The sequence below is a fragment of the Pseudomonas sp. AC463 genome, from assembly GCF_979253585.1.
The window spans coordinates 21438-45153 of record NZ_CEEDDZ010000013.1 but is presented as its reverse complement, the minus strand read 5'-3'; the positions used below and the strand labels follow the sequence as shown (position 1 = coordinate 45153).

The window sequence follows — 23716 nt, the reverse complement described above, 5'->3', positions numbered from 1 at the left end:
TGAAGAAGGAGTCTGACCATGCCTGATAAAACCTGTGCCTGCCCACACTGCAAGTGTGTGCTGGGTGTTGATGCGGTGATGAAGGACGGCAAGGGCTATTGCTGCCAGGGCTGTGCCGAGCACCATGCGCACGGTGAGCCGTGTGCGGCGGCGACGGGCTGTGAGTGTGCCAAGTCGGCCCATGGCTAAACGCGGTTGATAATGTGGGAGGGGGCTTGCCCCCGATGAGGGAGTGTCAGTACAGGTATCTGTGACTGACACACCGCCATCGGGGGCAAGCCCCCTCCCACATTTGCTCTGTGTTGATTGGGTTATTGGGTTTCCAGTTCCAGGCGCAGGCTGTGATCGGATAAGTGCTGTCGGTCCTTCACGACGCCGCTGGTGCGTCGCCCCTCCAGCGCAAATACCACGGTTTGCGCGTCATGCAAATCGTCCGGCAGCGGCTGGAACACCTTCAGCACCAGCCAACCGGGCTTATGTTGCAAGCTGACGTGACACTCTGCGTGCCTGGCCAGCGGCCCGAACAGGGTGTCCTGGGTGTAATCGATCCGCGCCTTGCCGTTGACCTGTGCGGGTAAAGCCATCGTTTTCTCTCCTTGATCAAGCCTGGGCGCGCGCGTCCGAGCGGCGCCATTGCACGTTGGTAATGCCGAACTTCTCGGCTTGCTGCTGGCTGGTCTTCTTCACCTGCTCACGGGCGAACCGGCCGATACGGCCCACGCCGGCATCGCAACTCGCCCAATGCCAGGCTTCGGCCGCATCGAGCTTCTCCAGGCGGATGATGAAGGACTTGGGCTCGCCATGCAGGGTGTAGTCGATCACAAACAGTTTTGCGTTATTCATTGGCCCATCGATCCTGGTGGTCTAAAGCTAGTGATCGCCCAGGGCGGCAAAAATTCACTCGGATTGTCGGACGGTCGTCACTACCATGGCGGCTTACCCTGGCTGGATGTGTACCCCCATGGCCCTGGCTGCGCCCCCCGATCTCAGTGACCCCGCCGTCCCCGTGCAACCTCTGGCGCGCACCTACCCGCGCGGCTTGTATGTGGAGCCCCATAGCCACGACTGGGGCCAATTGCTGTATGCCATGAGCGGCGTGATGTGGGTCGAAACGCCCCGCGAAGCCCTGGTGGTGCCGCCCCAGCGCGCCGTATGGCTGCCGCCGGGAGTGGAGCATGGGATTCGCGTGGTGTCGGATTTGCAGATGCGCAACATCTACCTGCGCCCGGCGCTGGCGGCGACGTTGGACAGCCAGGTGCAGGTGATCGAAGTGGGCGGGCTGTTGCGCGAGCTGATCGTGACGCTGGTGGAGCAGGGCGACAGCGGTGACGCGGGCTACTACGACGCGGTGGTCAGCCTGGCATTGCTGGAACTGCAACGCGCGCGCCGCTCGCAGATCCGCATCGCCATGCCGGTGGCGGCCGACCGGCGTCTGATCAACGCGTGCCAGGCAGTGATGGCCACGCCGTCGCTGGAGATCCCGTTCGAGCAGCATGCCGAAACGGCCGGTGCCAGCGTGCGCACCCTGGCGCGGTTATTCCAGAACCATCTGGGCATGGGCTTCGCTGAATGGCGCCGCCAGGTGCAACTGGCCACGGCGGTGGCGGAGTTGATCCAGGGTGAACCGGTCAGCGGCATTGCGCGCTCCTTGGGTTACTCGCCGAGCAGCTTCAGCGACATGTTCCGCCGCGAACTGGGGATGGCGCCGTCGCAGTATGTGAGTTGGCCGAAATCCTGAAGCACTTGGCCGATGCTTCAGGAGTGGGCTCTCTAGACTGAGCCCATCAATCAGTCAGGCGCCAACCCCCATGAATTATCTGATCTCCCTAGGCATCGGCCTGTTCGTCGGCGTGATCTACGGCGCCCTGGATTTCCGCTCGCCCGCGCCGCCGGCCATCGCCCTGGTGGGCCTGATGGGCATGCTGCTCGGCGAAAAGCTGTGGCCCATGGGACGCCAGTTGGTCAGCGGTTGGTTGTCTTGAATGTCTTTCCCTTCGATGGAGGCTGCCCATGAAAGCCCTGCAATTTTCCGCCACCGGCGACCTTAATGCCCTGCGCTTTGTCGACGTCGCCACTCCGGTGCCGGTTGCCGATCAGGTGCTGGTCCAGATCAAGGCCGCTGGCCTCAACCCCAGCGACGTCAAAAACGTGCTCGGGCGTTTCCCCTACACCACCTTGCCGCGCATTCCCGGGCGGGATTTTGCCGGGGTGGTTGTAGAGGGGCCCGAAGCCTTGATTGGCCAGGAAGTCTGGGGCACCGGCCGCGACCTGGGCTTTTTCGCCGACGGTTCCCACGCCCAATACCTCACTGTGTCGGCCAAGGGCGTGGCGCATAAACCCAGCCACCTGAGCTTTGCCCAGGCCGCCAGCCTCGGCGTGCCGTACACCACCGCCTGGGACGCCCTGGAGCGCAGCGGTGTAGGCAAAGGCACGCGGTTGTTGGTGATTGGTGCCAATGGGGCGGTAGGCAGCGCAGCGCTGGCCCTGGCGAAAATTCGCGGTGCCGAGGTGTTGGGCGCGGTGCGCCGGGCGGATCAGGTCGAGGCGCTGCAGGCGCAGGGTTTTGACGCGATTGCCCTGGGCACGCCTGAAGAACTCGGCTCGCAGGTAAATGCGGTGTTCAAGGGCGGTGCCGATGTGATCTTCGACACCACCGGTTTCTGGCTGCCTGCGGCCGTGGCAGGCCTGGCGCCGTTCGGGCGCATCGCGATCATCGCCGCACCGGTGGACGGCCACGTGCAACTGCCGGCCCTGGCCCTGTATCGCAAGGGTGGCTCGGTGGTAGGGATCAATTCGTTGCTCTACAACTGCGAGCAGTGCGCGGTGATGCTGGAGCAGTTCGGGCGCTTCTTCGATGAAGGGCTGCTGCCACTGCCCACCGGCCTGCGCGAAGTGGCGCTGGCGGATGGGGTGCAGTGTTTTGAAGAGGTGAATCACGGCAGTGCGGACAAGATCATCTTCCTGCCTTAACCCAATCAAATGTGGGAGGGGCGGTGCGACGATTCGACTTGTCCCCTCCCACATTTTTATCTGCGCTAGGCCTCGGGAACACCTTTTTCCCAGGCCGACCAGTTCTTCAGAATCGCCTGCACCAGCGGGTTCCCCGTGCGGTACAGGTTCTCCAGGGCCGGTACAAAGCCGCCCTGGTCGGCGTATTTGAGCAGGTTGTCGACTTCGCTGTAGCCGGGATACGGCCGGTCGAAATCGGAACCGGCGCGCACCACGGCCAGGCGTTGGATATCCACCAGGCCTTCGCGACTGGCGCGCAGCAGGGCCTCGTAGGTGGAGTTGTCTTCCTGCTGGGTGGTGCAGTACTCGCCTTTGTTATCCGTCAGCAGTTTGGTCCAGACTTCGGCGCGTTCGCTCAGGCGTGTACCGGAGAACCAGGTGTTGCCCGCCAGGGTGTCGCAGCGGGTGACCTGCGGCGGCTGGTTGGCCGGTGCGGCCGGGTAGTGTTTGCGCCAGGCACTGGATTCCTTGCTCTCCGTCAGCTCCACCTTGTGTGACAAGGCAAACGCCTTGGCTTGCAGCTTGGGGTTCAGCTCGAACACTTCGGTCTTGTAGTCCAGCGGCGGTTTCTCGTTGGGACCCTTGGTGTTGATGCCGATGTAGCCGGTTGGCCAATCCTTGGGCGCATCCCGCGAGTCCAGCTCCCACTGAGTGCCGAATTCCACCAGGTAATGGGCCCAGGCCGCGGTGCCGATGGTGCCGTGCTTGGGGCTGATGCCGGCAATTCCGGCGATCAGGAAATAGCTCTGGCGCAGGTCGAACCTGGTCGACAACGCCAGGGCCAGGGTGGACGCGGCGGCGTTGGTCTGGCCCATGCCGGTCACCAGCAGGCACACGTCCTGGGTGTTGCAGCGGATTACCGGGTACTCGGCGGACAGGCCCGGCACGCGGACTTCCTGCTTGAGCTCCAGGCGGTCGATCCAGGTTTGCGCCTCAGGTGCGAACATGGTGATCAGCATCACCTTGGGTTTGATCGGTGCCGGCGCAGCCGCCAGCACCACGTGGGGCAGCAGGGCCAGGCCGACGGCCAGTGAGGCTCGGGTAAAGGTTTTCATCTCATACTCCTTGATCAGAATTGGTAGCCGACGCCGGCGTAGTAACCCCAGCCATCGGAGCGGGCGCGGAAGTTGCCCTCGCCGAAGTTCAGCTCGCTGCCGTCCTCCCAGTTGCCGCCGTTATGAAAGTACCGGCCGACCAGGGTGAAACGCAGGTGGGTAAACGAGTACAGCAGCACGTTGGTGGCCACCGTGGAGTTGGCGGTGCGCGCCGGGTTGTCCTTGTGCAGGCTTGAGCCGAAGTCGTGGTTGGTGAAGCCGATATAGGTCAGCGAGGCGCCGTTGTCGAAGCTGGCGATGGGCACGATGTACTTCATCTGCGCGCGGTAGCCGTCCCACGAGTATTCATTGCTGGCGCCGTAGTTTTCCCACTGGTAACGCCCGTAGAAGTTGGCCGACAGGTTGACCCGTGAGTGGGTGTCGATATCGGTGCCCAAACCGCTATACAGCGTATTGGCGCGGTTGGCCTTGTTGCTGCCGTGGTCGTAGATCCAGTCAAACGCCACATACCATTCCTTGAATGGGCCGATCGCCAGGCTGCGGCCGGCCAGGTAGTCGATGGAAATACGCGGCTCATGCTCCATGAACACCGGCGAGCCATGGTCCCACACACCTTTGTCATTGCTGTTGCCGATGCCGAGGACCTTGGGCACGTCGATGTAGCCGTACAGTTCGAACGGGCCCTTGCGGCCGAAGTATTCGTATTCCAGGTACACGTCATCGGCGGGTTTGGGGCCGAAGCTGATGTCTTTGCTGCCGATCAGTGTCAGGTCCTGGTTGAACCAGTCCGACCAGTACGCGCCTTTTTTTGCCGGGCTCGCTTCCGGGCTGAGCGTTTCGCCCTGTGCTGAGTCATCGACCGGTTTTTGCTGCGCCAAAATGGGGGCACTGAGTACTCCCGTAACGGCGGCCAGTAGCAAGGAAACACCAAAGCAGGCGCGAGGCCTTGAGGTCGAGTGCATTGAAAATCCCTATTCGTACGCGGTTTGAACCCGATTCTCGGGTAACGGTGAACTTGGTTGCCAAGTTCGTTCCGCAAACGTTTGCACGTGGCGTACCAACTTTGATCAAGGGATTGAACAGCCTGGGAAAAATCGGAATTAGTCGACCCTTTGGTCAAAATTGACTGGGTGTCATTTTCTCGATGCGCTTGAACAGGTGCATCGCGGTTTCGCGCCGATACTCGCTCGGCGTCTGGTTCATCTCGATGCGAAAATGCCGGTTGAAATTCGACAGGTTGGCGTAGCCCACTTCAAAGCAGATATCCGCCACCGACATTTCGCTTTGCAACAACAAGCGGCAGGCGCGCTGCACGCGAAACTTGCGCATCAGGTCGATAAACCCGTGGCCGGTGTTGCGCTTGAAGAAGCGCGAGAAGCCCGGTTCGCTCATGTCCAGTTGTTGCGCGATCACCGACAGGCGCACGTCGCCGGTAAGTTCGCGCATCAAATAATCGAAAGCCTTGTTGATGCGCTCGGCGCTGCGTGCGTCCAGGGTCGGCGCGTAGCAGGGGCTGGCCAGGGCCTTTACCTGCGGCGGCGCGGCGTTTTTCAGGGTGTCGAGCAGTCGCAGGAACAGGATCAGCCGTTGCAGGCCGTGGGCAGCGCCGATGGCTTCCATCAAATGCGCCGCCTGCAGCGCCGTTTCACCGCTGAACTCGAGGCCGCGTCGGGCCTGTTCGAATAACGGGTGCAAGTCGCCGAGTTCCGGCAGGGTCTTGCGCAGGGCGAGCAGGGCGGCGCCGTCGAATTGCAGCACCACATCGCGACCGGCCAGGTATTCGCCGGGGGCCAATTCGCCGATCCAGTCGTGGGGCAGGTCAGGGCCGATCAGCGCGACATGCCCGGCACTGAACGCGCCAATATAGTCGCCCGCCACCAACTTGCCGCTGCCCTGGCGGATCAGGTGGATTTCGAATTCGGGGTGGTGGTTCCAGCGCGCCAGGTCATAGGGATAGTCGTGTTCGAACCAGCGGAAACAGTGGTCCGGCTCGGGCAGGATCACCTCCAGCTCGGCGGGGCGATGCTCGAACAGGGTGGCGCGGTCGACGGGCATTGAGGCTGCCTCTTGTACAGTGGGTCCGGCCAAAATACGCGCCTCGGGCAGGCTTGCGCTACCCCCGGTCTCGCCCGGCACTGATACTTTTTTGATCCTGGGGCGGTGGTTAAAAAAGTATCGGTCGGGCATCCGCCATGCGTTTGTGACGGCCTGGCCAAGCTGCTGTAATCGGCGCTCAACAACAAAAACAACAGGTGGATACCGCCATGCTCAAGCTTCCTCACGCGTTGTTCCTGCTGTCCGGCCTGGCGCTGGCCATGCCCAGCCATGCCGCCGACACGGTCACCATCGCCACGGTCAACAACAGCGACATGATCCGCATGCAGCGCCTGTCCAAGGTGTTCGAAGCACAGCACCCGGACATTAAGCTCAATTGGGTGGTGCTCGAAGAAAACGTGCTGCGCCAGCGCCTCACCACCGATATCGCCACCCAGGGCGGCCAGTTCGATGTGCTGACCATCGGCACCTACGAAACCCCGCTGTGGGGCGCCAAGCACTGGCTGGAACCGCTGACCCAACTGCCGGCCGACTACGACGCCGACGATATTTTCCCGGCGGTGCGCCAGGGCCTGTCGGTCAACAACACCCTGTACGCCTTGCCGTTCTACGGCGAAAGCACCGTCACCTACTACCGCACCGACCTGTTCCAGCAAGCCGGCCTGAGCATGCCCGCGCACCCGACCTGGACCCAGCTCGGCGAGTTCGCCGCCAAGCTCACCGCCAAAGACAAGGGCCAGTACGGCATGTGCCTGCGCGGCAAGGCCGGCTGGGGCGAGAACATCGCGCTCCTGAGCACCATGGCCAACGCCTTCGGTGCGCGCTGGTTCGACGAACAATGGAAGCCCGAGCTGACCAGCCCCGAGTGGACGGCGGCGGCCAACTTCTACGTCAACACCCTCAAGCAATCTGGCCCGCCGGGCGTGTCCAGCAACGGCTTCAACGAAACCCTGGCGTTGTTCAACAGCGGCAAATGCGCGATCTGGGTCGATGCCAGTGTCGCCGGCTCGTTCACCACCGACAAGGCGCAGAGCAAGGTTGCCGACAGCGTAGGTTTTGCCGCCGCGCCCACCGAGGTCACCGACAAGGGCTCGTCCTGGCTCTACGCCTGGTCCCTGGCGATTCCGGCCACCTCCAAGCACAAGGACGCCGCCAAGGCCTTTATCACCTGGGCGACCTCCAAGGACTACATCCAACTGGTCGCCGATAAAGAAGGCATCACCAACGTACCGCCGGGCACGCGCCAATCCACCTACAACGCGGCGTACTTGAAGGCCGCGCCGTTCGCACAGGTGACCCTGGAAATGATGCAGCACGCCGACCCTGCGCACCCGTCGGCCAAACCGGTGCCGTATGTGGGCATCCAGTACGTGACCATCCCCGAGTTCCAGGCCATTGGTACCTCGGTCGGCAAGCTGTTCTCGGCGGCGCTCACCGGCGGCATGACGGTTGACCAGGCGTTGCTCGAAGCCCAGGCCACCACCGAGCGCGAGATGAAACGCGCCGGCTACCCTAAATAAACAGGACCTCAGCATGAAACGACTCGAAGGTAAAAGCGCGCTGATCACCGGATCGGCGCGGGGTATCGGTCGCGCGTTTGCCCAGGCGTATATCGCCGAAGGCGCCAGCGTGGCCATTGCCGATATCAACCTGCAACGCGCCCAAGCCACCGCAGCCGAGCTGGGCCCCCAGGCCTACGCGGTGGCGATGGACGTCACCGACCAGGCTTCCATCGACAGCGCGATTGCCGCCGTGGTCGCCCAGGTCGGCAAGCTGGATATCCTGGTCAACAACGCGGCGCTGTTCGACCTGGCGCCCATTGTCGATATCACCCGCGACAGCTATGAGCGGCTGTTCTCGATCAACGTCGCCGGCACGCTGTTCACCCTGCAGGCGGCCGCGCGGCAGATGATCAGCCAGGGCCATGGCGGCAAGATCATCAACATGGCCAGCCAGGCCGGGCGACGCGGCGAGCCGCTGGTGGCGATCTACTGCGCGACCAAGGCGGCGGTGATCAGCCTGACGCAATCGGCGGGGCTCAATTTGATCAAGCAGGGCATCAACGTCAACGCCATCGCGCCGGGCGTGGTGGATGGCGAGCATTGGGACGGTGTGGATGCGCTGTTTGCCAGACATGAAGGGCTGGCGCCGGGGGAGAAGAAGAAGCGGGTAGGGGATGAAGTGCCGTTTGGGCGGATGGGCACGGCGCAGGATCTGACCGGGATGGCGGTTTTTCTGGCCTCCAAAGACGCCGATTATGTGGTGGCCCAGACCTACAACGTGGATGGCGGTAACTGGATGAACTGAAGCCTGTACGCGGAGAAAAATGTGGGAGGGGGCTTGCTCCCGATAGCGGTGTGTCAGTTGGATATGCATCAGCTGACCCAATGCCATCGGGGGCAAGCCCCCTCCCACATTTATTTGACCTCTGGTGTTCTTGGGATCGGGGCTAATCAGCAAAACTGCGATCAAAGAAGTACACCGCTCCAGGCCTTAGATTCTCCACCGTCGCCTGGGGCCGGCCGCCCTCGCCATGCTTCTTGCGCCCGGTCTCACGCAAATACCCCGCCTCAGTCAGCTTCAACAAGCGCTGGCGAATGCTGGTCTTGAGCACCGGCCGCTCCAGCACCAGGGAAAAGATCGTGGTCGCTTCCGGTGCGCTGAATTCATCGCCCAGAAACAACAGCGGCAAGCTGCTGTACAGCGACTTGGACAACAAGCGCTCCTGCACCGCCGCCACGATGCTGTTGTGATCGAACGGCAACTTGATGCTGCCGTCCGCCACCGCCTTGAGCGAATACCAACCCTGATGCTCGCCCAGGCTCACCTCGTCCGCAACGATCGCCAGATAGTAAGTGGACGATGACCAGCAGCGCGGATCGCGAAACGCATCCCCCACGGTGCCGACTTGCTCGCTCCAGGCCAGGGCCAGGCCGACCTTGCTGCTGGCGCGCAAGCGCTCCACGGCATCCTTGAGGCTCAGATCTTGCACGTCGCCATTCACCACCACGCCCGGCAGCGCCCAATGCCCGGCGAAGGGCTCGGCGTCGCGTTTGTTCAGCAGCAGCTTGAGTTCCCCGGAGGCGCGGCAATAACACAGCACGCACAAATCGACGGTATGGAGGTAGGGGCTAAGGGGCATGGGACGTCCTTCTGAACAGCGGTGGGGCACAGTCTAGCGGATCGAACAGATATGTCATGTACTGGCTCCTGCATAGATAACTAAATGTTTCTTGCAATGAAAGTACATGACGTGTACTTTTGTTTCCAAGCCACAGGAGAACCACCATGACCCTCGCGAAAACTGCCCTTGCTTCCTTCGACGTCGATGCCCAGAAGAGCTTCACGCCGTTGTGCCCCAACGAGTTGCCGGTGGCCGGCGGTGACCAGATCGGTGCCGAACTCAACTACATGGCCAGCCTCGCCTGCCACCGCGTCGGCAGCAAGGACGCCCACACCCCGCACGCACCGTGGGTGGTGAGGCAACACAGCGAGATGCTGCAACCCACCGGCCTGGCCCACGCCGATGTCACCTGGGTCAGCCACTGCGTGCCGGGCACCGAGGGCTTCACCTTGCTCGACGAACTGCCCACGCCCTATGACTACGACTACTTCGTCTGGAAAGGCGTCGAACCCGACCTGCACCCCTATGGCGCCTGCTACCACGACTTGCACGACAAACTCTCCACCGGCGTCATCGAGTACCTCAAGGCCCACGGCGTCACCCGCGTGATCGTCGGCGGCCTGGCTCTGGACTACTGCGTCAAGACCACCGCGCTGCAACTGCTCAAGGCCGGCCTCGACGTGGTGCTGTACCTGCCGGCATGCCGGGGTATCAGCGAGGAGGGCGGCGTGCAGGCCGTGAATGAGTTGCTCAAGGCGGGGGCTGCCATCAGCAACACCCGCGAAGAACTGGCCGCGATGGCCGCGCGTTAAGGAGAACACCATGGAAAGTGCCTACGACTACGAAGCCCCGGTGATCCAGGGCCTGCTCGACACCGATTACTACACCTTCACCATGATGCAGGCGGTGTTGCACCAGTACCCCAACGTCGATGTGGAGTACAACTTCATCGTGCGCTCGCGGGAAAAGCTCGGCCACCTGATCCCGCAATTGCGCGCCGAGCTCGAGCACCTCGCCGGCCTGCAGATGCGTGAAGGCGAGTTGCGTTTTCTGTTCAACCCGCGTTTTCGCGAATACCTGACGCCCGATTACGAGCGCTTCCTCGGCCTGTTCCGCTTCAACCTGCGTTATATCCATGTCAGTGAAGTCGACGGCCAACTGAACATCCGTGTGGTCGGCCCGATGCTGCACTGCATCATGTTCGAGCAGCCGGTACTGGCGCTGGTCAGCGAGTTGCGCAACCGCGACAAATACCCCGACGTGACCCTCGAAGACGTCACCCGCAAGCTCTACCAGAAGTTCGACTGGCTGGAGAAAAACCTCAGCCGCGACGAGCTGGCCGACCTGCGCGTCTCGGACTTCTCTACCCGTCGGCGCCTGTCGTTCAAGGCCCAGCGCGAAGTGGTCGACATCATGCGCCGCGACTTCCCCGGCCAGTTCGTCGGCACCAGCAACGCGCACCTGGCTTACGAATTCGACCTGCCGCTGATCGGCACCATGGCCCACCAATGGCTGATGGTGCACCAGCAACTGGGGCGCCTGCGCGAAAGCCAGAACGCCGCGCTGGAACACTGGGTGCGTGAATACCGTGGGCGCCTGGGCATTGCCCTGACCGACTGCATCAGCACCGACTTTTTCCTCAAGGATTTCGACCTGTACTTCGCCAAGCTTTACGATGGCCTGCGCCAGGACTCCGGCGACCCCATCGCCTGGGCCGACAAGGTGCTGGCGCGCTACAAGCAACTGGGCATCGACCCGATGACCAAGGACCTGATGTTCTCCGACGGCCTGAACTTCGAAAAATGCCTGCCGATCCTGCGCCACGTGCGCGGCAAGGCCAAATTCGGCTTCGGCATGGGCACCAGCCTGGCCTGCGATGTGGAAGGGGTGGAGCCACTGAGCATCGTGATGAAACTGGTGCGGGTGCACGGCGAACCGGTGGTGAAGTTCTCGGATGACCCGATCAAGAATGTCTGCGAAGACCCGTCGTTTTTGCAGTACGCCGCGCAAGTATTCAAGGTAGGCACTGTGGAGGTGTGACATGCAAGACCGTATTGCACAGGAACTGAATATCAACCGCGCATTGGTCCAGGGCGGCGAGCCCCTCGAGATTCAACGGCGCATCGACTTCATCAAAACCACCTTGCGCCAATCCGGCTGCAAGGCCCTGGTGCTGGGCATCAGCGGCGGCGTGGACTCCCTCACGGCGGGCCGCCTGTGCCAGCTGGCGGCCGAGCAATTGCGTGCTGAAGGCTACGCCGCGCGCTTTATCGCCATGCGCCTGCCGTACAAGACCCAGGCGGATGAAGCTGACGCCCAGGCCTCCTTGAACTTCATCACCCCGGACCACATCGACAGCCTCAACATCGCCGCCAGCGTCGACGGCCTGATGGCCAGCCTCACCGCCGCCGAAGCCAGCGCCGCACACATCGACTTCATCAAGGGCAACGTCAAGGCGCGCACGCGGATGATCGCGCAATACGCCGTGGCCAACCTGCACAATGGCCTGGTGGTCGGCACCGACCACGGTGCCGAAGCGCTGATGGGCTTTTTCACCAAATTCGGCGACGGTGCCTGCGACCTGGCGCCGCTGTCGGGCCTGACCAAAACCCAGGTGCGTCTGCTGGCCAGCGCCCTCGGTGCGCCGGCCAACCTGGTACACAAACACCCCACTGCCGACCTGGAAGAGCTGGTGCCGGGCAGGCTGGATGAGCATGCCTATGGTTGCTCCTACGCAGAGATCGACGCGTACCTGATGGGCGAACCGGTGAGCGAGCGGGTGAGGGAGATTGTGGAAGGCGCCTACAGCAAGACAGCGCACAAACGTGCGCTGCCGATTGCCCCGGCTTGATCAGCGCTCGATTGAACGACTCCAGCGTGCGTTCCACTCCGGCCGCGCCTGGTTGACCTGGTCCCAGTCAATCGAAATTGCGGTCTGCAAGTAGCCCTGCATGGCTTCCACCCGCGCACGGGTCTTGTCGGTGGTCGGGGTGGTCGGGTTTGACGGGATCTGGTCGCCTTCCTCCAGCGCCGGCGCCTGGGCTTCGGCGGTCAGCAGGAACGCCGCAAGTTTCTGCGCCAGTTCGGGTTGGTCATTACGCGCGATCACGCATTCGGCGACGTTGAGCACCACCGCGCCTTCCTTGGGTTGCGCATATTCCATCGGCACGCCGAGCAGCTTTTGCGTGGCCACCTGGGTGGGCGTCAAAGGGAAAATCGCCGCTTCGTCGGTCTGCACCATCTCGGAGATTTTCGCCGAGCTGGCGATGTATTCCAGCACGTTGGGGCCGACGGTTTTTGGCCAGGCCTTGAAACCCGGGTCGACGTTGGTCTCGTCGCCGCCCTGCAAGCGGTTGAACATCAGGAACCCGTGCAGGCCGAAGGTGGAGGAGGCCAGGGACTGGAACACCACTTTGTCCTTGAACTTCGGGTCGGCCAGGTCCATCCATGAGGTGGGTGCGGCCCAGCCTTTTTCCTTGAACATCTTGGCGTTGTAGCCCAGGCCGGTGACGCCGAGGGTCACGGCCACGGCTTCGTCCTTGATTCTGGCCTTGGCCGGGATCTGCTCCAGCGTCGGGCTCGGCGCGAGTTTGTCGCACAGGCCCATGGAGATGGCGCGGTACATGATGCCGTCGTCAAGGAACATCACGTGCATCTGCGGGTTGTCTTTGTTGGCCTGGACCTTGGCGAGGATGTCCGAGGAGGTGCCGGGCACGATCACCACCTTGACGTTATTGGCCTTCTCGAACGCGGGCAGCACCTTGTCGGCGTACACCCGTTCCATGGTGCCGCCGTTCATGCCCAGGTACAGCGTGGGCGCGGCTTGGGCGGTGGAGGCGAGCAACGCGAGGGTCAAGCAGGACAGTGCAATACGTGGGTGCATGGGTGTTTTTCCTCTCAGGCTTGGAAACGACGGATGGAAAACGCTTCGATGGGTTGGCGGCTGGCCCCGGAGCAGACGATCTCTGCCAGGGCTTCACCGACCGCGGGGCCCAGCTGGAACCCGGCGCCGGCGAAGCCGAAACCGTGGAGCAGGCCAGGTTGGATGCTGCTGGGGCCGATCACCGGTTCATGATCGGGGAGGTAACCTTCGGTGCCGCTCCAGGTACGAATCGCCTGGGCACCCTTGAGAAACGGGTAGAGTTCGCCGGCATTGCGCAGAATTTCCAGCACCGCCGCCTGGCCGGGGCGGGCCTTCAATGGGCCAAGGGCAAAGCCACGGCCACCGCCGAGGATGCAATTGCCCCGTGCCACCTGGCGCGCATAAATGCCACCGCCTTCGACGCCGGTGCTGACGTTCATCACCACCGGCAACGGCTCGGTGACCAGCATCGCCGGGTGCGCCGAGGTGATCGGCACCGGCTCGCCAAATTGCGCGGCGAGCGTGCCGGCCCAGGCGCCGGCGCAGTTGAGCAACCACGGCGCGTGCAGGTGCAGGCCGTTGGCGCAGTGCACCTGGAAGTGCTGGCCATCATGTTCGACTTGAATCACTTCGGCCTGTTCGTAGATCGATGCGCCAAGGCGCTGCGCGGCGCGGGCGAAGGCGGGCGACACCAGGCGCGGGTTGGCGTGGCCGTCTTCGGGGCACAGCGACGCGCCCACGGCGATGTCGCCGACCCACGGGAAGCGTGCGCGCAACTCGGCGTAATCCAACAGTTGCAAGCCCAGGCCGAAGCCTCGCGTTTGCTCTGCGTAGGCCTCAAGCGCGGCGAAGTCCACATGGCTGCGCGCGAGTTTCAGATGCCCGGAACGCACGTACTCGCCATCGATACCGATCAACCCCGGCAAGTCGGACCACAGCTGATGCGCACGCTGCGACAACGGCAACTGGTGCAACGGCCGACCCTGGCGCCGTACACCGCCGTAGTTGACGCCACTGGAATGCGAGCCGCAGAAGTCCCGCTCCACCAACGCCACGCGCTGACCTTTTTGCGCGAGCATCAAGGCCGCCGACGCGCCGACAATCCCGCCGCCCAACACGATGACGTCGATCATGGCTGCACCTGCACACCAAACGGCAGCGGCTTGATCGGCGCCTGGCCGCGCAGACGGCCGACATTTTCAATCCCGCGGCCACTGCGCTCGGCAACAATCTCCGCTGCCGCCAGCCCGCACATGCGGCCCTGGCAGCGGCCCATGCCGACGCGGCAATGGGCCTTGACCCGATTGATCTCCCAATGGCCTTCATCCACCACCGCGCGCACGTCGCCCACGCTGACTTCTTCGCAGCGGCACAGGATCAAGTTATCCGGCGCCTGCGCGGCCCATTGCGCCGGGAAGGGGAAGGCGGTTTCGAGGCCATGCCGGAAGCGCTGGATGCCTGCCAATTGCTGCTCCAGCACGGCGGCGCGGCGAGGGTCGACGGCGATACCCGCGTCTTCCAACAGCGCCAATGCTGCACGCTCGCCGGCCATTTGCGCGGCATCCGCGCCCATGATCCCGGCACCGTCGCCGGCCAGGTAAACGCCGTTCACACTGCTGCGCCCGGCGCTGTCGCGTTGCGGCAGCCAGGCGCGGTTCAGGACGTTCCATTCAAATTCACAGCCGAGCAGATCGGCCAGTTGCGTCTCGCTGCGCAGGGCGTGGGCGAAGGCCACGGCGTCGCAGTCGAGCTTTTGATTGCCCCAGCGGATACTGCTGACCCGCTGTTCACCGTCGATCTGCGTGAGGCTGACGCCTTGATGCACGGGAATCCCTTGGGCGGTCAGCCAGGCGCGGTAGTACAGGCCTTTGAGCAATGTCAGCGGTTGCCCGAGCAGCGCCGGTAACGCGCGGCATTGCGCACTGAACGGCGCGCTGTCGAGTACGGCGACTACCTTGGCGCCGGCCTTGGCGTATTGATACGCGACCAGATAGAGCAACGGCCCGCTGCCACACAACGCCACCCGCTCGCCGATGGCGCAGCCTTGGTACTTCAAGGCGATCTGCGCCGCGCCCAGGCTGTACACACCCGGCAAGGTCCAGCCCGGCACCGGCAGGATGCGGTCGGTGGCGCCAGTGGCGACGATGAGCTGCGCGTATTCGACGCTCATTGCGTGGCCGTTACTGAGCATATCCAGACGGCCGTCCTCGGCGTTCCACACCAGGGTTTGCGGGCGGTAGTCGACCAGCGGCGCCAGCTCATCCAGGGTGCGATGCACGGCCTCGGCCTTGCCTGCTTCGAAGCCATACAGCTGCTTGGCCGAGCGCTGGAAGTTCGCCGGTTGGCGCCGATAGATCTGCCCGCCACCGCGCAGGCTTTCATCCACCAGGCACGGGGTAATGCCATGGTCGAGCAGGGTGCGCGCCGCGCTGATGCCGGCCGGGCCTGCGCCTACAATCACAATCGGTTTCATACCTGGCGCCCCGGATCGCGGCTGATTGCCTGGCCTTCTTCCAGCAAGGTCGAGCAGGCGCGCACCCGGCGCCCGTCGCCGAGGCGCACCCAGCAATCCTGGCACGCGCCCATCAGGCAGAACCCGGCCCGGCGTTCGGCGCTGAAATCGCTGCCGCGCAGGTGCTCGGCGCTGGTCAGTACGGCGGTCAACAGGGTGTCGCCGAGCAGGCCGCTTGCCGGTTGGCCGTCGAGGGTAAAGGCCAGGGCAGGGCGCGTGGTTTCGGCCAGGCGTTTGAACAGGGCCATCAATGCTTCCCCACCAGCACGCGGTCGAGGCCGTAGACCCGGTCGAGCAGGATCATGGTCGCCGCCGTCAATGCGATTACCAGCGCCGACACGGCGGCCATCATCGGGTCGATGGACTCGGTGGCGTACACATACATGCGCACCGGCAGGGTTTGCGTGGCCGGCGAGCTGACGAAAATCGACAGCGTCACTTCGTCGAAACTGTTGATGAATGCCAGCAGCCAGCCCCCGGCCACGCCGGGCAAAATCATCGGCAAGGTGATCTGGCGAAACAGCGTAAAGCGCCCGGCCCCGAGGGACTCGGCCGCCTGCTCGGCACTGCGGTCAATGCCGATCGCCGCCGCCAGCACCAGGCGCAGCACGTACGGGGTGATGATCACCACGTGCGCCAGCATCAGCCAGGTGAAGCTGCCATTCACGCCCATCAGCGCAAACAGGCGCAGCATCGCCACCCCCAGCACCAGGTGCGGGATGATGATCGGCGACAGGAACAGCGCGCTGAAAAAATTGCGCCCCGGGAACTGGTAACGGCTGATCGCCAACGCCGCAGGCACCGCGATCAGCGTCGCCAATGTGGCGGCGGTAAACGCCAGGATCAGGCTGTTGTAGAACGCCTGGATAAAGTCGGCGCGCTCGAACACTGCGCGAAACCAGCGCAGCGAGAAGCCCGAGGTGGGCAGGCTCAAGGTGTTCTCCGGGGTGAACGCCACCAGGCACACCACCACCAGTGGCGCCATCATGAACAGCACCACCAGGCCATGGAAGCCGAGGGCCAAAGGACCGTTTCTGGACATGCGCTTAAACTCCCAGGGACTTTTTATAGCGGCCTTCGACCATGCGGTTCCAGCTCAGCATGATCAGCAGATTGACCAACAGCAGCACCACCGCGATGGTCGCGCCCATGGGCCAGTTGAGTTCCGACAGGTACTGGTCGTACACCACGGTGGCGACCATTTTCAGGCGCCGCCCGCCGAGCAGGCCAGGGATTGCAAAGGAGCTGGCTGCCAGGCCGAACACGATCAAGGTGCCCGACAGCACCCCCGGCATCACCTGCGGCAACACGATCTTGCGCATCACCGTGGCCTGGCTCGCACCCAGCGACAACGCCGCCTGTTCGGCCGACGGGTCGAGTTTTTGCAGCGAGGTCCACACCGGAATGATCATGAACGGCAGCATCACGTGCACCAGCGCGATAATCACCGCGAACGGCGTGTACAGCAGCTTCACCGGGCGCCCGCCAAGCAACTGGATAGTCTGGTTCACCAGCCCGTCGGCACCCAGCAGCAGGCTCCAGCCAAACGCGCGCACCACCACCGAAATCAGCAGCGGCGTGAGGATAAGGATCAGGAAGATCGAGCGCCACGGGGCGCCCATGCGGCTGAGAATGTAGGCCTCGGGCACGCCGATCACCACACACAGCAAGGTCACCAGCGCGCTGATCCAGAAGGTGCGCCAGAAGATCTCGTAGAAGTACGAGTCGCTGAACAGCGAAAGGTAGTGGGCCAGGGTCCATTCATCGCCCTTCACGCCCACCTGGTAATCGAACACGTTGAACGACAGCACCAGTGTCAGCCCGAGCGGCAAAATCAGCAGCCCGGTAAACAGCAGCAGGGCGGGCAGCGACAGCAAATAACCGCGACTCATGTGCGCACCTCATCCAGCACCCGCAGCAGCTCGGCGTGCCAGTCCAGGCCCACCATCGCGCCGTTGCCCAGTGGAGCGCTGCCGTCGTTGCCACGCACCACGGTGATTTCGCCGAGGTCGGTGTGGATGCGGTACAGCCACTGGCTGCCGAAGAAGTAGCGGTCCAGAACCTTGCCTTGCAGGCGCCCGGTGCCGGCGTCCACCAGTTGGATTTTTTCCGGGCGCAGGCTCAGGGTCAGCTCGCCGTCGCCACCTTCGTGGCGCACTTGCGGGATACCCAGTTGATCGTAATCGCCGGCCAGCAGGTTGGCCTTGCCGACGAAGTCCGAGATAAACCGCGTGCGCGGGTGTTCGTAAAGTTTGTACGGCGCGTCGATCTGGGTCACGCGCCCGGCCTGCATCACCACCACGCGGTCGCTGATGGACAGCGCCTCGGCCTGGTCGTGGGTGACCATCAAGGTGGTGATGCCCACCGCGCACTGGATGCGGCGGATCTCGAACTGCATCTCTTCGCGCAAATTGGCGTCGAGGTTGGACAGCGGCTCGTCCAGCAGCAACACCGGCGGTTCGATCACCAACGCGCGGGCCAGGGCCACGCGCTGGCGCTGGCCGCCGGACAGCTCGCGGGGGTAGCGCTCGGCATGGGGCGCCAGGCGTACCAGTTCGAGCACGGTTTTGACTTTGCTGGCGATCTCGGCGGCCGGCACCTTGCGCATCTTCAGGCCGAAGGCAACGTTGTCGCGCACGCTCATGTGCGGGAACAGCGCATAACTCTGGAACACCACGCCCAGGCCTCGGCTGGCGGGTTTGGCGTGGGTGATGTCACGGCCGTCGAGCAGGATCTGCCCGCCGCTCACATCAACGAAGCCGGCGATCATTTGCAGGGTGGTGGTCTTGCCGCAACCCGAGGGGCCGAGCAGGGAAACGAACTCGCCTTTTTCCACCGCAAGGTCGGTGGCGACCACCGCGTCGACGGCGCCGTAGCGTTTGCTCAAGGCGTTGAGTTGGAGAAATGCCATGTCTGCGTTCCACCTTTTTTGAGTCGCGTCGAAACGCGCTTTTTTGTTTTGGGCAGATGCGAAAAGAGTCTTGCCGGTGCGGTGGCGCTCGATCTTGAGTCGGCTGCCGGTTGTTGTTCATTTCGCCCCTGTGGACGCAGATTAGGACGAAGACTAGGATGGGCGGAAGATCGAATTTCACTGAATGAGTAAGTATTTTCGGTTTAATTCATTCACCAGAATTTATAGCGAGATTAAGTGTTATGGATTCCACTGAGCGGAATGACAGCAGCAAAGAAGTCGGCGCGGGTGCGGTCTCCCGTTTATTTGCCTTGCTGCGCACCTTGGGCGCAGTGCCGGAAGGCGGCGAGCGCGTCACCCAACTCGCGCAGCAGGTGGGCCTGTCGCAACCCACCACCCACCGCCTGCTGCGCAGCCTGATGGACGAAGGCATGGTCGAGCAGGACGCGCGCAGCAAGCGCTATCGCCTGAGCCTGGAGTTTTTCGCCCTGGCGGCGAACGCGGGCAAGACCGACAACCTGCGCGAGCTGGTGCGGCCCAGCATGCTGCGCCTGAGTGCCTCGCTGGGTGATTCGCTGTTCCTGCTGGCGCGCAGCGGGTTTGATGCGATCTGCCTGGATCGCAGCGAAGGGCCGTACCCGATTCGCACCTTTACCGGTGATATCGGCGGGCGCGTGGCGTTGGGCGTGGGGCAGGGCAGTTTGGCGATTCTGGCGTTTTTGCCCGAGGAAGAGCGTGAAACGGTGATCCGCTACAACTTGCCTAGGCTCAAGGATTTTCACCTGTATGACGAGGTGCTGTTGCGCTCGGAGGTGGAGAACGTGCGGCGCCTGGGTTACGCGGCGCGCAATACCGGGGTGCTGGAAGGCATGGCGGGGTTGGCGGTGCCGATCCTCAACCGGGACGGGCATGCGGTGGCGGCGCTGAGTGTGGCGACCATCAGTGATCGCCTGGGGCCGGGGCGGTTGCCGATGGTGGTGGAATTGCTCAAGCGTGAGGCGGCGGCGATCGGGCCTCGGATTAATCCGTTTGATCCGACGTTAAGGCGGCCATCACAAACTTTCGGCGGTTAGCGGATCTTCATCCATCAGGTGATCAGATGGCGGCCAACGCGACGGACGTGGCGGCTGTCCGTGTCTCCACGCCCAACTTCACATACACATGCTCCAGATGCTTATTCACCGTCCTCGGACTCAACCCCAAAATATCGCCAATATCCCGGTTGGTCTTGCCACACGCCACCCAGCGCAACACTTCAACCTCGCGCTCGGTCAGTTGAAACCTGGCCGACAACAGCCGCTGCGCCGGTGCATCTTCCAGGGTCAACACACTCGGCTGCGTCGCCGCCCGTGCCGACAGCAGAATTCGCGACGTACGTAAATGCGCCGCCACCCGCGCCAACACCTCATCGGTCTGGATCGGCTTGGTCACGTAATCACTGCCGCCCACCTCAAAGCCCTGCACCACATGCTTGCTGTCGGTCAGCCCGGTCATGAACACCACCGGGATATCTGCGCTGGCAGGCTGCGCCTTGAGCCGGCGGCAGGTTTCAAAGCCGTCCAGGCCCGGCATCATCGCGTCCAGCAGGATCAGGTCCGGGCGCCGGCGTTGCACGCGGTTCAACGCGCTGAGGCCGTCGAGGGCCACCAGCACCATGTAGCCGGCGTCGTCGAGGGCGTCGGAGAGCATGGCCAAATTGTCGGGCGTGTCATCGACGATCAGCACCACGCCGGGTTCAGTGCTGCGGGTGAGTGCATTCATCTTCGGCCTCCTTGAGGGTTCGGTTGAGTTCATCCAGGCGGAAACCCTTGAGCAGCCCGCGCACCTTGCTGATGAAAGGCTCGGTGTCGGGGCGCTGTTCAAGGAGTGAGTCGAGTTTGGCGTGCAGGCCGCGCACGTAGCCGATGGCACTGAGCTCGGCGAGTTCGGCGAGGTCTTCGGCACAGGGCAGGACCCGGGGGGAGGTGGGCGGCACCCGGCTTTGGATGCGCCGCAGCCACTCCAGCCCCAGGTGCTGTTGCAGGCGCCCGAGCAGTTCCGGAGTACGCACCGGCTTGGCCAGGTAGTCGTTGCAGGCGGCGGCGATGCTGCGTTCGCGGTCGTCGGTGAAGGCGTTGGCGGAAATTACGATGATCGGTGCGGTGGACAGCGCATTGCGGCGGATCAGGCGGCTGGTTTCATAGCCGTCCAGGGTCGGCATCGACAGGTCCATCAGAATCAGGTCCGGCGCCAGCAGCGCCACTTGGCGGATCGCGTCCTGGCCATTGCTGGCCTGCACCACCTCAAAGCCTAAAGGTATGAGCATGCCGCTGAGCACCTTGCGATGGTCCACATGGTCGTCGACCACCAGGATGCGCCGGCGCGCGCCCTGGTAGCCGATGATGTCGTGCTCCACGTGCACCACCGCCTGCGGCGCGCGTACCTGGGACAGGAACAGCCGTACCTGGAAGCACGTGCCTTGGTCGAGTGCGCTGGTCACCCGCAGCTCGCCGCCCATGAGCGCGGTGAGCATGCGCGTGATGGTCAGCCCCAGGCCCACGCCCTTGTCCTGGCGCATCAGGTCGCCGCGCTCGAACGGCTGGAAAATCCGCTCGATCTGTTCCGGGTCGATGCCGATGCCGGTGTCGATGATTTCGAAATTGGCGGTCTCGCGCATGTAGCTGACCCGCAGGCGCACCTCACCGCTGTCGGTGAAATTCACCGCGTTGCCGAGCAGGTTGATCAGGATCTGGCGCACGCGCTTTTCATCGCCGCGCACCACCGCCGGGATCTTGCCCACGCAGTCCAGGCGAAAGCGCAGGCCCTTGTCCTGTGCCTGGGGCGTGAACATTTGCTCCAGGTCGTGGAGCAGTTCGGGGAAGGGGATTTCGGTGAGTTCCAGGCGCAGCTTGCCGGCCTCGATCTTGGCCACATCCAGCAGGCCGTCGATCAGCGACACCAGGTGCGAGCCGCTGCGCAGGATGGTCGCCAGGGCGTCCTGATGCTGCTCGGGCATGGCGCTGTCGCGCTGCAGGATCTGGGTGAAACCGAGGATGCTGTTGAGCGGCGTGCGCAGTTCGTGGGACAGCCCGGTGACGTAGCGGCTCTTGGCGGCGTTGGCGGCTTCCGAGGCTTCCTTGGCCTGTTGCAGGGCCTGGTCGGTGAGGCTGTGGGCGTCGATTTCGTGCATCAAGAGCAAGGTCTGGCGGTCGGATTCTTCCTGGGCTACGCGGCGGCTTTCGCGGGTCAGCACCACCCACCAGGCGAGCACGGCGGCCAGCACCGAGAGGGTCAGGAAAGCCTTGAAAAACGCCTGGTACAAGGTTTCGGAGTGCGGCAAGCCTTGGGCCGCCTGCACGTAGATCAAGGCCAGGGCGCTGGCGAGCAGCAGCTCCAGCACCAGTAACAGCCCCAGGTAGTGGGCCAAGCGCGTGTGCAGGCGCGGCATCAAGGTGTTGGGCAGCAACCAGCGCATCACGCCTTCGAACTGGCTGACCAGCCGCGCATGGGGTTTGCAGCGATCGCCGCAACGCGCATCCAGCGAACAGCACAGCGAGCAGATCGGCGTGCTGTAGGCCGGGCAGAACGCCATGTCTGCCGTCTCGAACGGGTTGCTGCACAGCCCGCACACGGCGTGGGTGGCGGGCGCAACCGGGTGAATCAACTGCGGGTCGCTGGTGCGCGCGATGTAGTACTTGCCCTGGGTCAGCCATGCCAACAGCGGCGCCATCACCAGCGCAGTGCCCAGCGCCACGAACGGCGGCGCGGCCTGGGCCAGGCTGCCGAACAGGCCGAAGTGCGCGAGGATCGACAGCAACGAAGCGATCAGCATCGAGCCGACGCCCACCGGGTTGATGTCGTAGAGGTGCGCGCGCTTGAACTCGATGTGTTTGGGCGACAGCCCCAACGGCTTGTTGATCACCAGGTCGGCCACCAGCGTGCCGATCCAGGCAATTGCAATGTTGGCGTAGAGCCCCAGTACCTGGTCGATCACATCGAACACGCCCAGCTCCATCAGCATCAGCGCAATGGCCACGTTGAACACCAGCCACACCACGCGGCCGGGGTGGCTGTGGGTGACGCGGGCAAAGAAATTCGACCAGGCCAGGGAGCCGGCGTAGGCGTTGGTGAGGTTGATCTTCATCTGCGAGATGAACACAAACAGCACCATGGCGCCGAGCGCCCATTCCGGCGAGCTGAACACATAGCGGAACGCGACCAGGTACATCTGCGTCGGCTCGGCCGCGCGCTCCATGGGGATTTCATGTTGCAGGGCGAGAAACGCGAGGAACGCGCCGGCGAACATTTTCAGCGCGCCGGGGATGATCCAGCCCGGGCCGGCGCAGAGCAAGGCGGCCCACCAGCGCTTGCGGTTGGCCACGGTTTTTTCCGGCAGGAAGCGCAGATAGTCCACTTGCTCGCCGATCTGCGTCACCAGCGACAGCGCCACGGTGCAGGCGGCGCAGAACGCCAACAGGTTGAAGCCGCCGCCATCGCCGCTGCGCCCGACAAAGCTGGTCCAGTCACTGAAGGCGTCGGGATTTTTCCACCCCACAAAGCCATAGGGCAGCACCAGCAACAGCAGCCAGATCGGTTGTGTCCACAGTTGCAGGCGGCTGATCAGGGTCACGCCGTAGGCCACCAGCGGGATCACCAGCAGGGAGCAGATCACATAGGCGATGGCCAGCGGGATATGGAAATACAGCTCCAGCGCCAGGGCCATGATCGCTGCCTCAAGGGCGAAAAACAGGAAGGTGAAACTGGCGTAGATCAACGAGGTGATGGTGGAACCGATATAGCCGAAGCCGGCGCCACGGGTCAGCAGGTCCATGTCCACGCCGTAGCGCGCGGCGTAATAGCTGATGGGAAGGCCGGTGAGGAAGATCACCAGGCTGATGGTGAGAATCGCCCAGAAGGTGTTGGTAAACCCGTAACTCAAGGCCAGCACGCCGCCGATGGCCTCGAGTGCGAGGAACGACACCGCGCCCAGCGCGGTGTTGGCGATTCGCAGCTCCGACCATTTGCGAAACGACTTGGGGGTGTAGCGCAGGGCGTAGTCTTCCATGGTCTCGTCGGCGACCCAGGTGTTGTAGTCGCGGCGGATCTTGACGATGCGCTGGGTGCCGGGGGTGGGGTGCACGGTGGGAGACTCCGGGGAGTGGGCTGAGTTGGATGAGCAAATTCCATGCCCTTGAACACACTGAATTCC

Annotated in this window: 25 protein-coding genes; 10 read left to right on the top strand and 15 right to left on the bottom strand. The window is 63.5% G+C overall.

The genetic code is table 11. The features are described 5' to 3' along the window. The first annotated feature begins 18 nt into the window (after positions 1 to 18). Positions 19 to 189 carry a metallothionein gene (locus tag AC0IYH_RS17435; RefSeq protein ID WP_101268984.1) on the top strand — a complete coding sequence of 57 codons (171 nt, stop codon included), beginning with the start codon at positions 19 to 21 and terminating at the stop codon, positions 187 to 189. A 122-nt stretch (positions 190 to 311) separates the two neighbouring features. On the opposite strand, the gene AC0IYH_RS17430 is transcribed toward AC0IYH_RS17435, so the two are convergent. Together AC0IYH_RS17430 and AC0IYH_RS17425 are read right to left on the bottom strand one after the other, a co-directional pair. Beyond that, positions 312 to 584 carry a hypothetical protein gene (locus tag AC0IYH_RS17430; protein WP_122772771.1) on the bottom strand — a complete coding sequence of 91 codons (273 nt, stop codon included), beginning with the start codon at positions 582 to 584 and terminating at the stop codon, positions 312 to 314. 16 nt (positions 585 to 600) lie between these two features. Next, a complete protein-coding gene (locus AC0IYH_RS17425; RefSeq protein WP_069023127.1) occupies positions 601 to 843 on the bottom strand; it encodes a DUF6555 family protein in 243 nt (80 codons plus the stop codon). A gap of 118 nt (positions 844 to 961) precedes the next feature. Between AC0IYH_RS17425 and AC0IYH_RS17420 the strand changes: the two genes are divergently transcribed. From AC0IYH_RS17420 to AC0IYH_RS17410, 3 genes are all read left to right on the top strand, one after another. Next, on the top strand, positions 962 to 1738 hold the full coding sequence (locus AC0IYH_RS17420) for an AraC family transcriptional regulator (protein WP_471835397.1): 777 nt from the start codon (positions 962 to 964) through the stop codon (positions 1736 to 1738). A gap of 70 nt (positions 1739 to 1808) precedes the next feature. Then, positions 1809 to 1982 (top strand): DUF1427 family protein, encoded by a 174-nt coding sequence (locus AC0IYH_RS17415; RefSeq protein WP_116630204.1) that lies wholly within the window; start codon positions 1809 to 1811, stop codon positions 1980 to 1982. Between the two features lie 28 nt (positions 1983 to 2010). Beyond that, positions 2011 to 2970 (top strand): quinone oxidoreductase family protein, encoded by a 960-nt coding sequence (locus AC0IYH_RS17410; protein ID WP_471835395.1) that lies wholly within the window; start codon positions 2011 to 2013, stop codon positions 2968 to 2970. Positions 2971 to 3035: 65 nt separating this feature from the next. Here the strand turns inward: AC0IYH_RS17410 and AC0IYH_RS17405 are convergent, their stop codons facing one another. From AC0IYH_RS17405 to AC0IYH_RS17395, 3 genes are all read right to left on the bottom strand, one after another. After that, a complete protein-coding gene (locus AC0IYH_RS17405; protein ID WP_471835393.1) occupies positions 3036 to 4064 on the bottom strand; it encodes a purine-nucleoside phosphorylase in 1029 nt (342 codons plus the stop codon). A 14-nt stretch (positions 4065 to 4078) separates the two neighbouring features. Then, positions 4079 to 5026, bottom strand: coding sequence for a nucleoside-specific channel-forming protein Tsx (locus tag AC0IYH_RS17400; RefSeq protein ID WP_116630201.1), 948 nt, complete (start codon positions 5024 to 5026; stop codon positions 4079 to 4081). A gap of 154 nt (positions 5027 to 5180) precedes the next feature. Then, entirely contained in the window at positions 5181 to 6119 is a 939-nt protein-coding gene (locus AC0IYH_RS17395; RefSeq protein ID WP_116630200.1) for an AraC family transcriptional regulator, read from the bottom strand. A gap of 260 nt (positions 6120 to 6379) precedes the next feature. Here AC0IYH_RS17395 and AC0IYH_RS17390 point away from each other — a divergent pair, with 260 nt between their 5' ends. Beyond that, positions 6380 to 7639, top strand: coding sequence for an ABC transporter substrate-binding protein (locus AC0IYH_RS17390; protein ID WP_471835552.1), 1260 nt, complete (start codon positions 6380 to 6382; stop codon positions 7637 to 7639). Positions 7640 to 7652: 13 nt separating this feature from the next. Further along, positions 7653 to 8426 carry an L-iditol 2-dehydrogenase gene (locus tag AC0IYH_RS17385; protein WP_471835391.1) on the top strand — a complete coding sequence of 258 codons (774 nt, stop codon included), beginning with the start codon at positions 7653 to 7655 and terminating at the stop codon, positions 8424 to 8426. Positions 8427 to 8568: 142 nt separating this feature from the next. On the opposite strand, the gene AC0IYH_RS17380 is transcribed toward AC0IYH_RS17385, so the two are convergent. Then, on the bottom strand, positions 8569 to 9261 hold the full coding sequence (locus AC0IYH_RS17380) for an NUDIX hydrolase (protein ID WP_471835389.1): 693 nt from the start codon (positions 9259 to 9261) through the stop codon (positions 8569 to 8571). 146 nt (positions 9262 to 9407) lie between these two features. On the opposite strand from AC0IYH_RS17380, the gene AC0IYH_RS17375 reads away from it, so the two are divergent. Genes AC0IYH_RS17375 through nadE form a run of 3 tightly spaced genes read left to right on the top strand, consistent with a single transcriptional unit; the run spans position 9408 to position 12094 of the window. Continuing rightward, a complete protein-coding gene (locus tag AC0IYH_RS17375; RefSeq protein WP_471835387.1) occupies positions 9408 to 10055 on the top strand; it encodes a nicotinamidase in 648 nt (215 codons plus the stop codon). A gap of 10 nt (positions 10056 to 10065) precedes the next feature. Beyond that, positions 10066 to 11283, top strand: a complete 1218-nt coding sequence (gene pncB / locus AC0IYH_RS17370; protein ID WP_122772778.1) for a nicotinate phosphoribosyltransferase — start codon at positions 10066 to 10068, stop codon at positions 11281 to 11283. A gap of 1 nt (position 11284) precedes the next feature. Continuing rightward, on the top strand, positions 11285 to 12094 hold the full coding sequence (nadE, locus tag AC0IYH_RS17365) for an ammonia-dependent NAD(+) synthetase (protein WP_471835385.1): 810 nt from the start codon (positions 11285 to 11287) through the stop codon (positions 12092 to 12094). Here nadE and AC0IYH_RS17360 read toward each other — a convergent pair whose 3' ends face one another. The 7 genes from AC0IYH_RS17360 to AC0IYH_RS17330 are packed head-to-tail and all read right to left on the bottom strand — an operon-like array spanning position 12095 to position 18528. Beyond that, entirely contained in the window at positions 12095 to 13126 is a 1032-nt protein-coding gene (locus tag AC0IYH_RS17360) for an ABC transporter substrate-binding protein (protein ID WP_471835383.1), read from the bottom strand. 14 nt (positions 13127 to 13140) lie between these two features. Next, positions 13141 to 14238: an NAD(P)/FAD-dependent oxidoreductase gene (locus AC0IYH_RS17355; protein WP_471835381.1), complete on the bottom strand. Its 1098-nt coding sequence runs from the start codon at positions 14236 to 14238 to the stop codon at positions 13141 to 13143. Then, positions 14235 to 15578 (bottom strand): FAD/NAD(P)-dependent oxidoreductase, encoded by a 1344-nt coding sequence (locus AC0IYH_RS17350; RefSeq protein ID WP_471835379.1) that lies wholly within the window; start codon positions 15576 to 15578, stop codon positions 14235 to 14237. Before AC0IYH_RS17350 ends, AC0IYH_RS17355 begins: the two co-directional genes overlap by 4 nt. Continuing rightward, a complete protein-coding gene (locus AC0IYH_RS17345) occupies positions 15575 to 15865 on the bottom strand; it encodes a (2Fe-2S)-binding protein (protein WP_122772782.1) in 291 nt (96 codons plus the stop codon). Before AC0IYH_RS17345 ends, AC0IYH_RS17350 begins: the two co-directional genes overlap by 4 nt. Beyond that, positions 15865 to 16659 carry an ABC transporter permease gene (locus AC0IYH_RS17340; protein WP_065932095.1) on the bottom strand — a complete coding sequence of 265 codons (795 nt, stop codon included), beginning with the start codon at positions 16657 to 16659 and terminating at the stop codon, positions 15865 to 15867. The genes AC0IYH_RS17345 and AC0IYH_RS17340 overlap by 1 nt, the downstream gene beginning before the upstream one ends. 4 nt (positions 16660 to 16663) lie before the next feature. Next, positions 16664 to 17509: an ABC transporter permease gene (locus tag AC0IYH_RS17335; protein WP_116630188.1), complete on the bottom strand. Its 846-nt coding sequence runs from the start codon at positions 17507 to 17509 to the stop codon at positions 16664 to 16666. Next, a complete protein-coding gene (locus tag AC0IYH_RS17330) occupies positions 17506 to 18528 on the bottom strand; it encodes an ABC transporter ATP-binding protein (RefSeq protein WP_471835376.1) in 1023 nt (340 codons plus the stop codon). Before AC0IYH_RS17330 ends, AC0IYH_RS17335 begins: the two co-directional genes overlap by 4 nt. Positions 18529 to 18770: 242 nt before the next feature. On the opposite strand from AC0IYH_RS17330, the gene AC0IYH_RS17325 reads away from it, so the two are divergent. Beyond that, a complete protein-coding gene (locus tag AC0IYH_RS17325) occupies positions 18771 to 19601 on the top strand; it encodes an IclR family transcriptional regulator (protein ID WP_116630186.1) in 831 nt (276 codons plus the stop codon). A gap of 22 nt (positions 19602 to 19623) precedes the next feature. Here the strand turns inward: AC0IYH_RS17325 and AC0IYH_RS17320 are convergent, their stop codons facing one another. After that, on the bottom strand, positions 19624 to 20289 hold the full coding sequence (locus AC0IYH_RS17320; protein WP_053256610.1) for a response regulator: 666 nt from the start codon (positions 20287 to 20289) through the stop codon (positions 19624 to 19626). Continuing rightward, on the bottom strand, positions 20264 to 23647 hold the full coding sequence (locus AC0IYH_RS17315; RefSeq protein ID WP_471835373.1) for an ATP-binding protein: 3384 nt from the start codon (positions 23645 to 23647) through the stop codon (positions 20264 to 20266). The genes AC0IYH_RS17320 and AC0IYH_RS17315 overlap by 26 nt, the downstream gene beginning before the upstream one ends. Between the last annotated feature and the right edge of the window lie 69 nt (positions 23648 to 23716).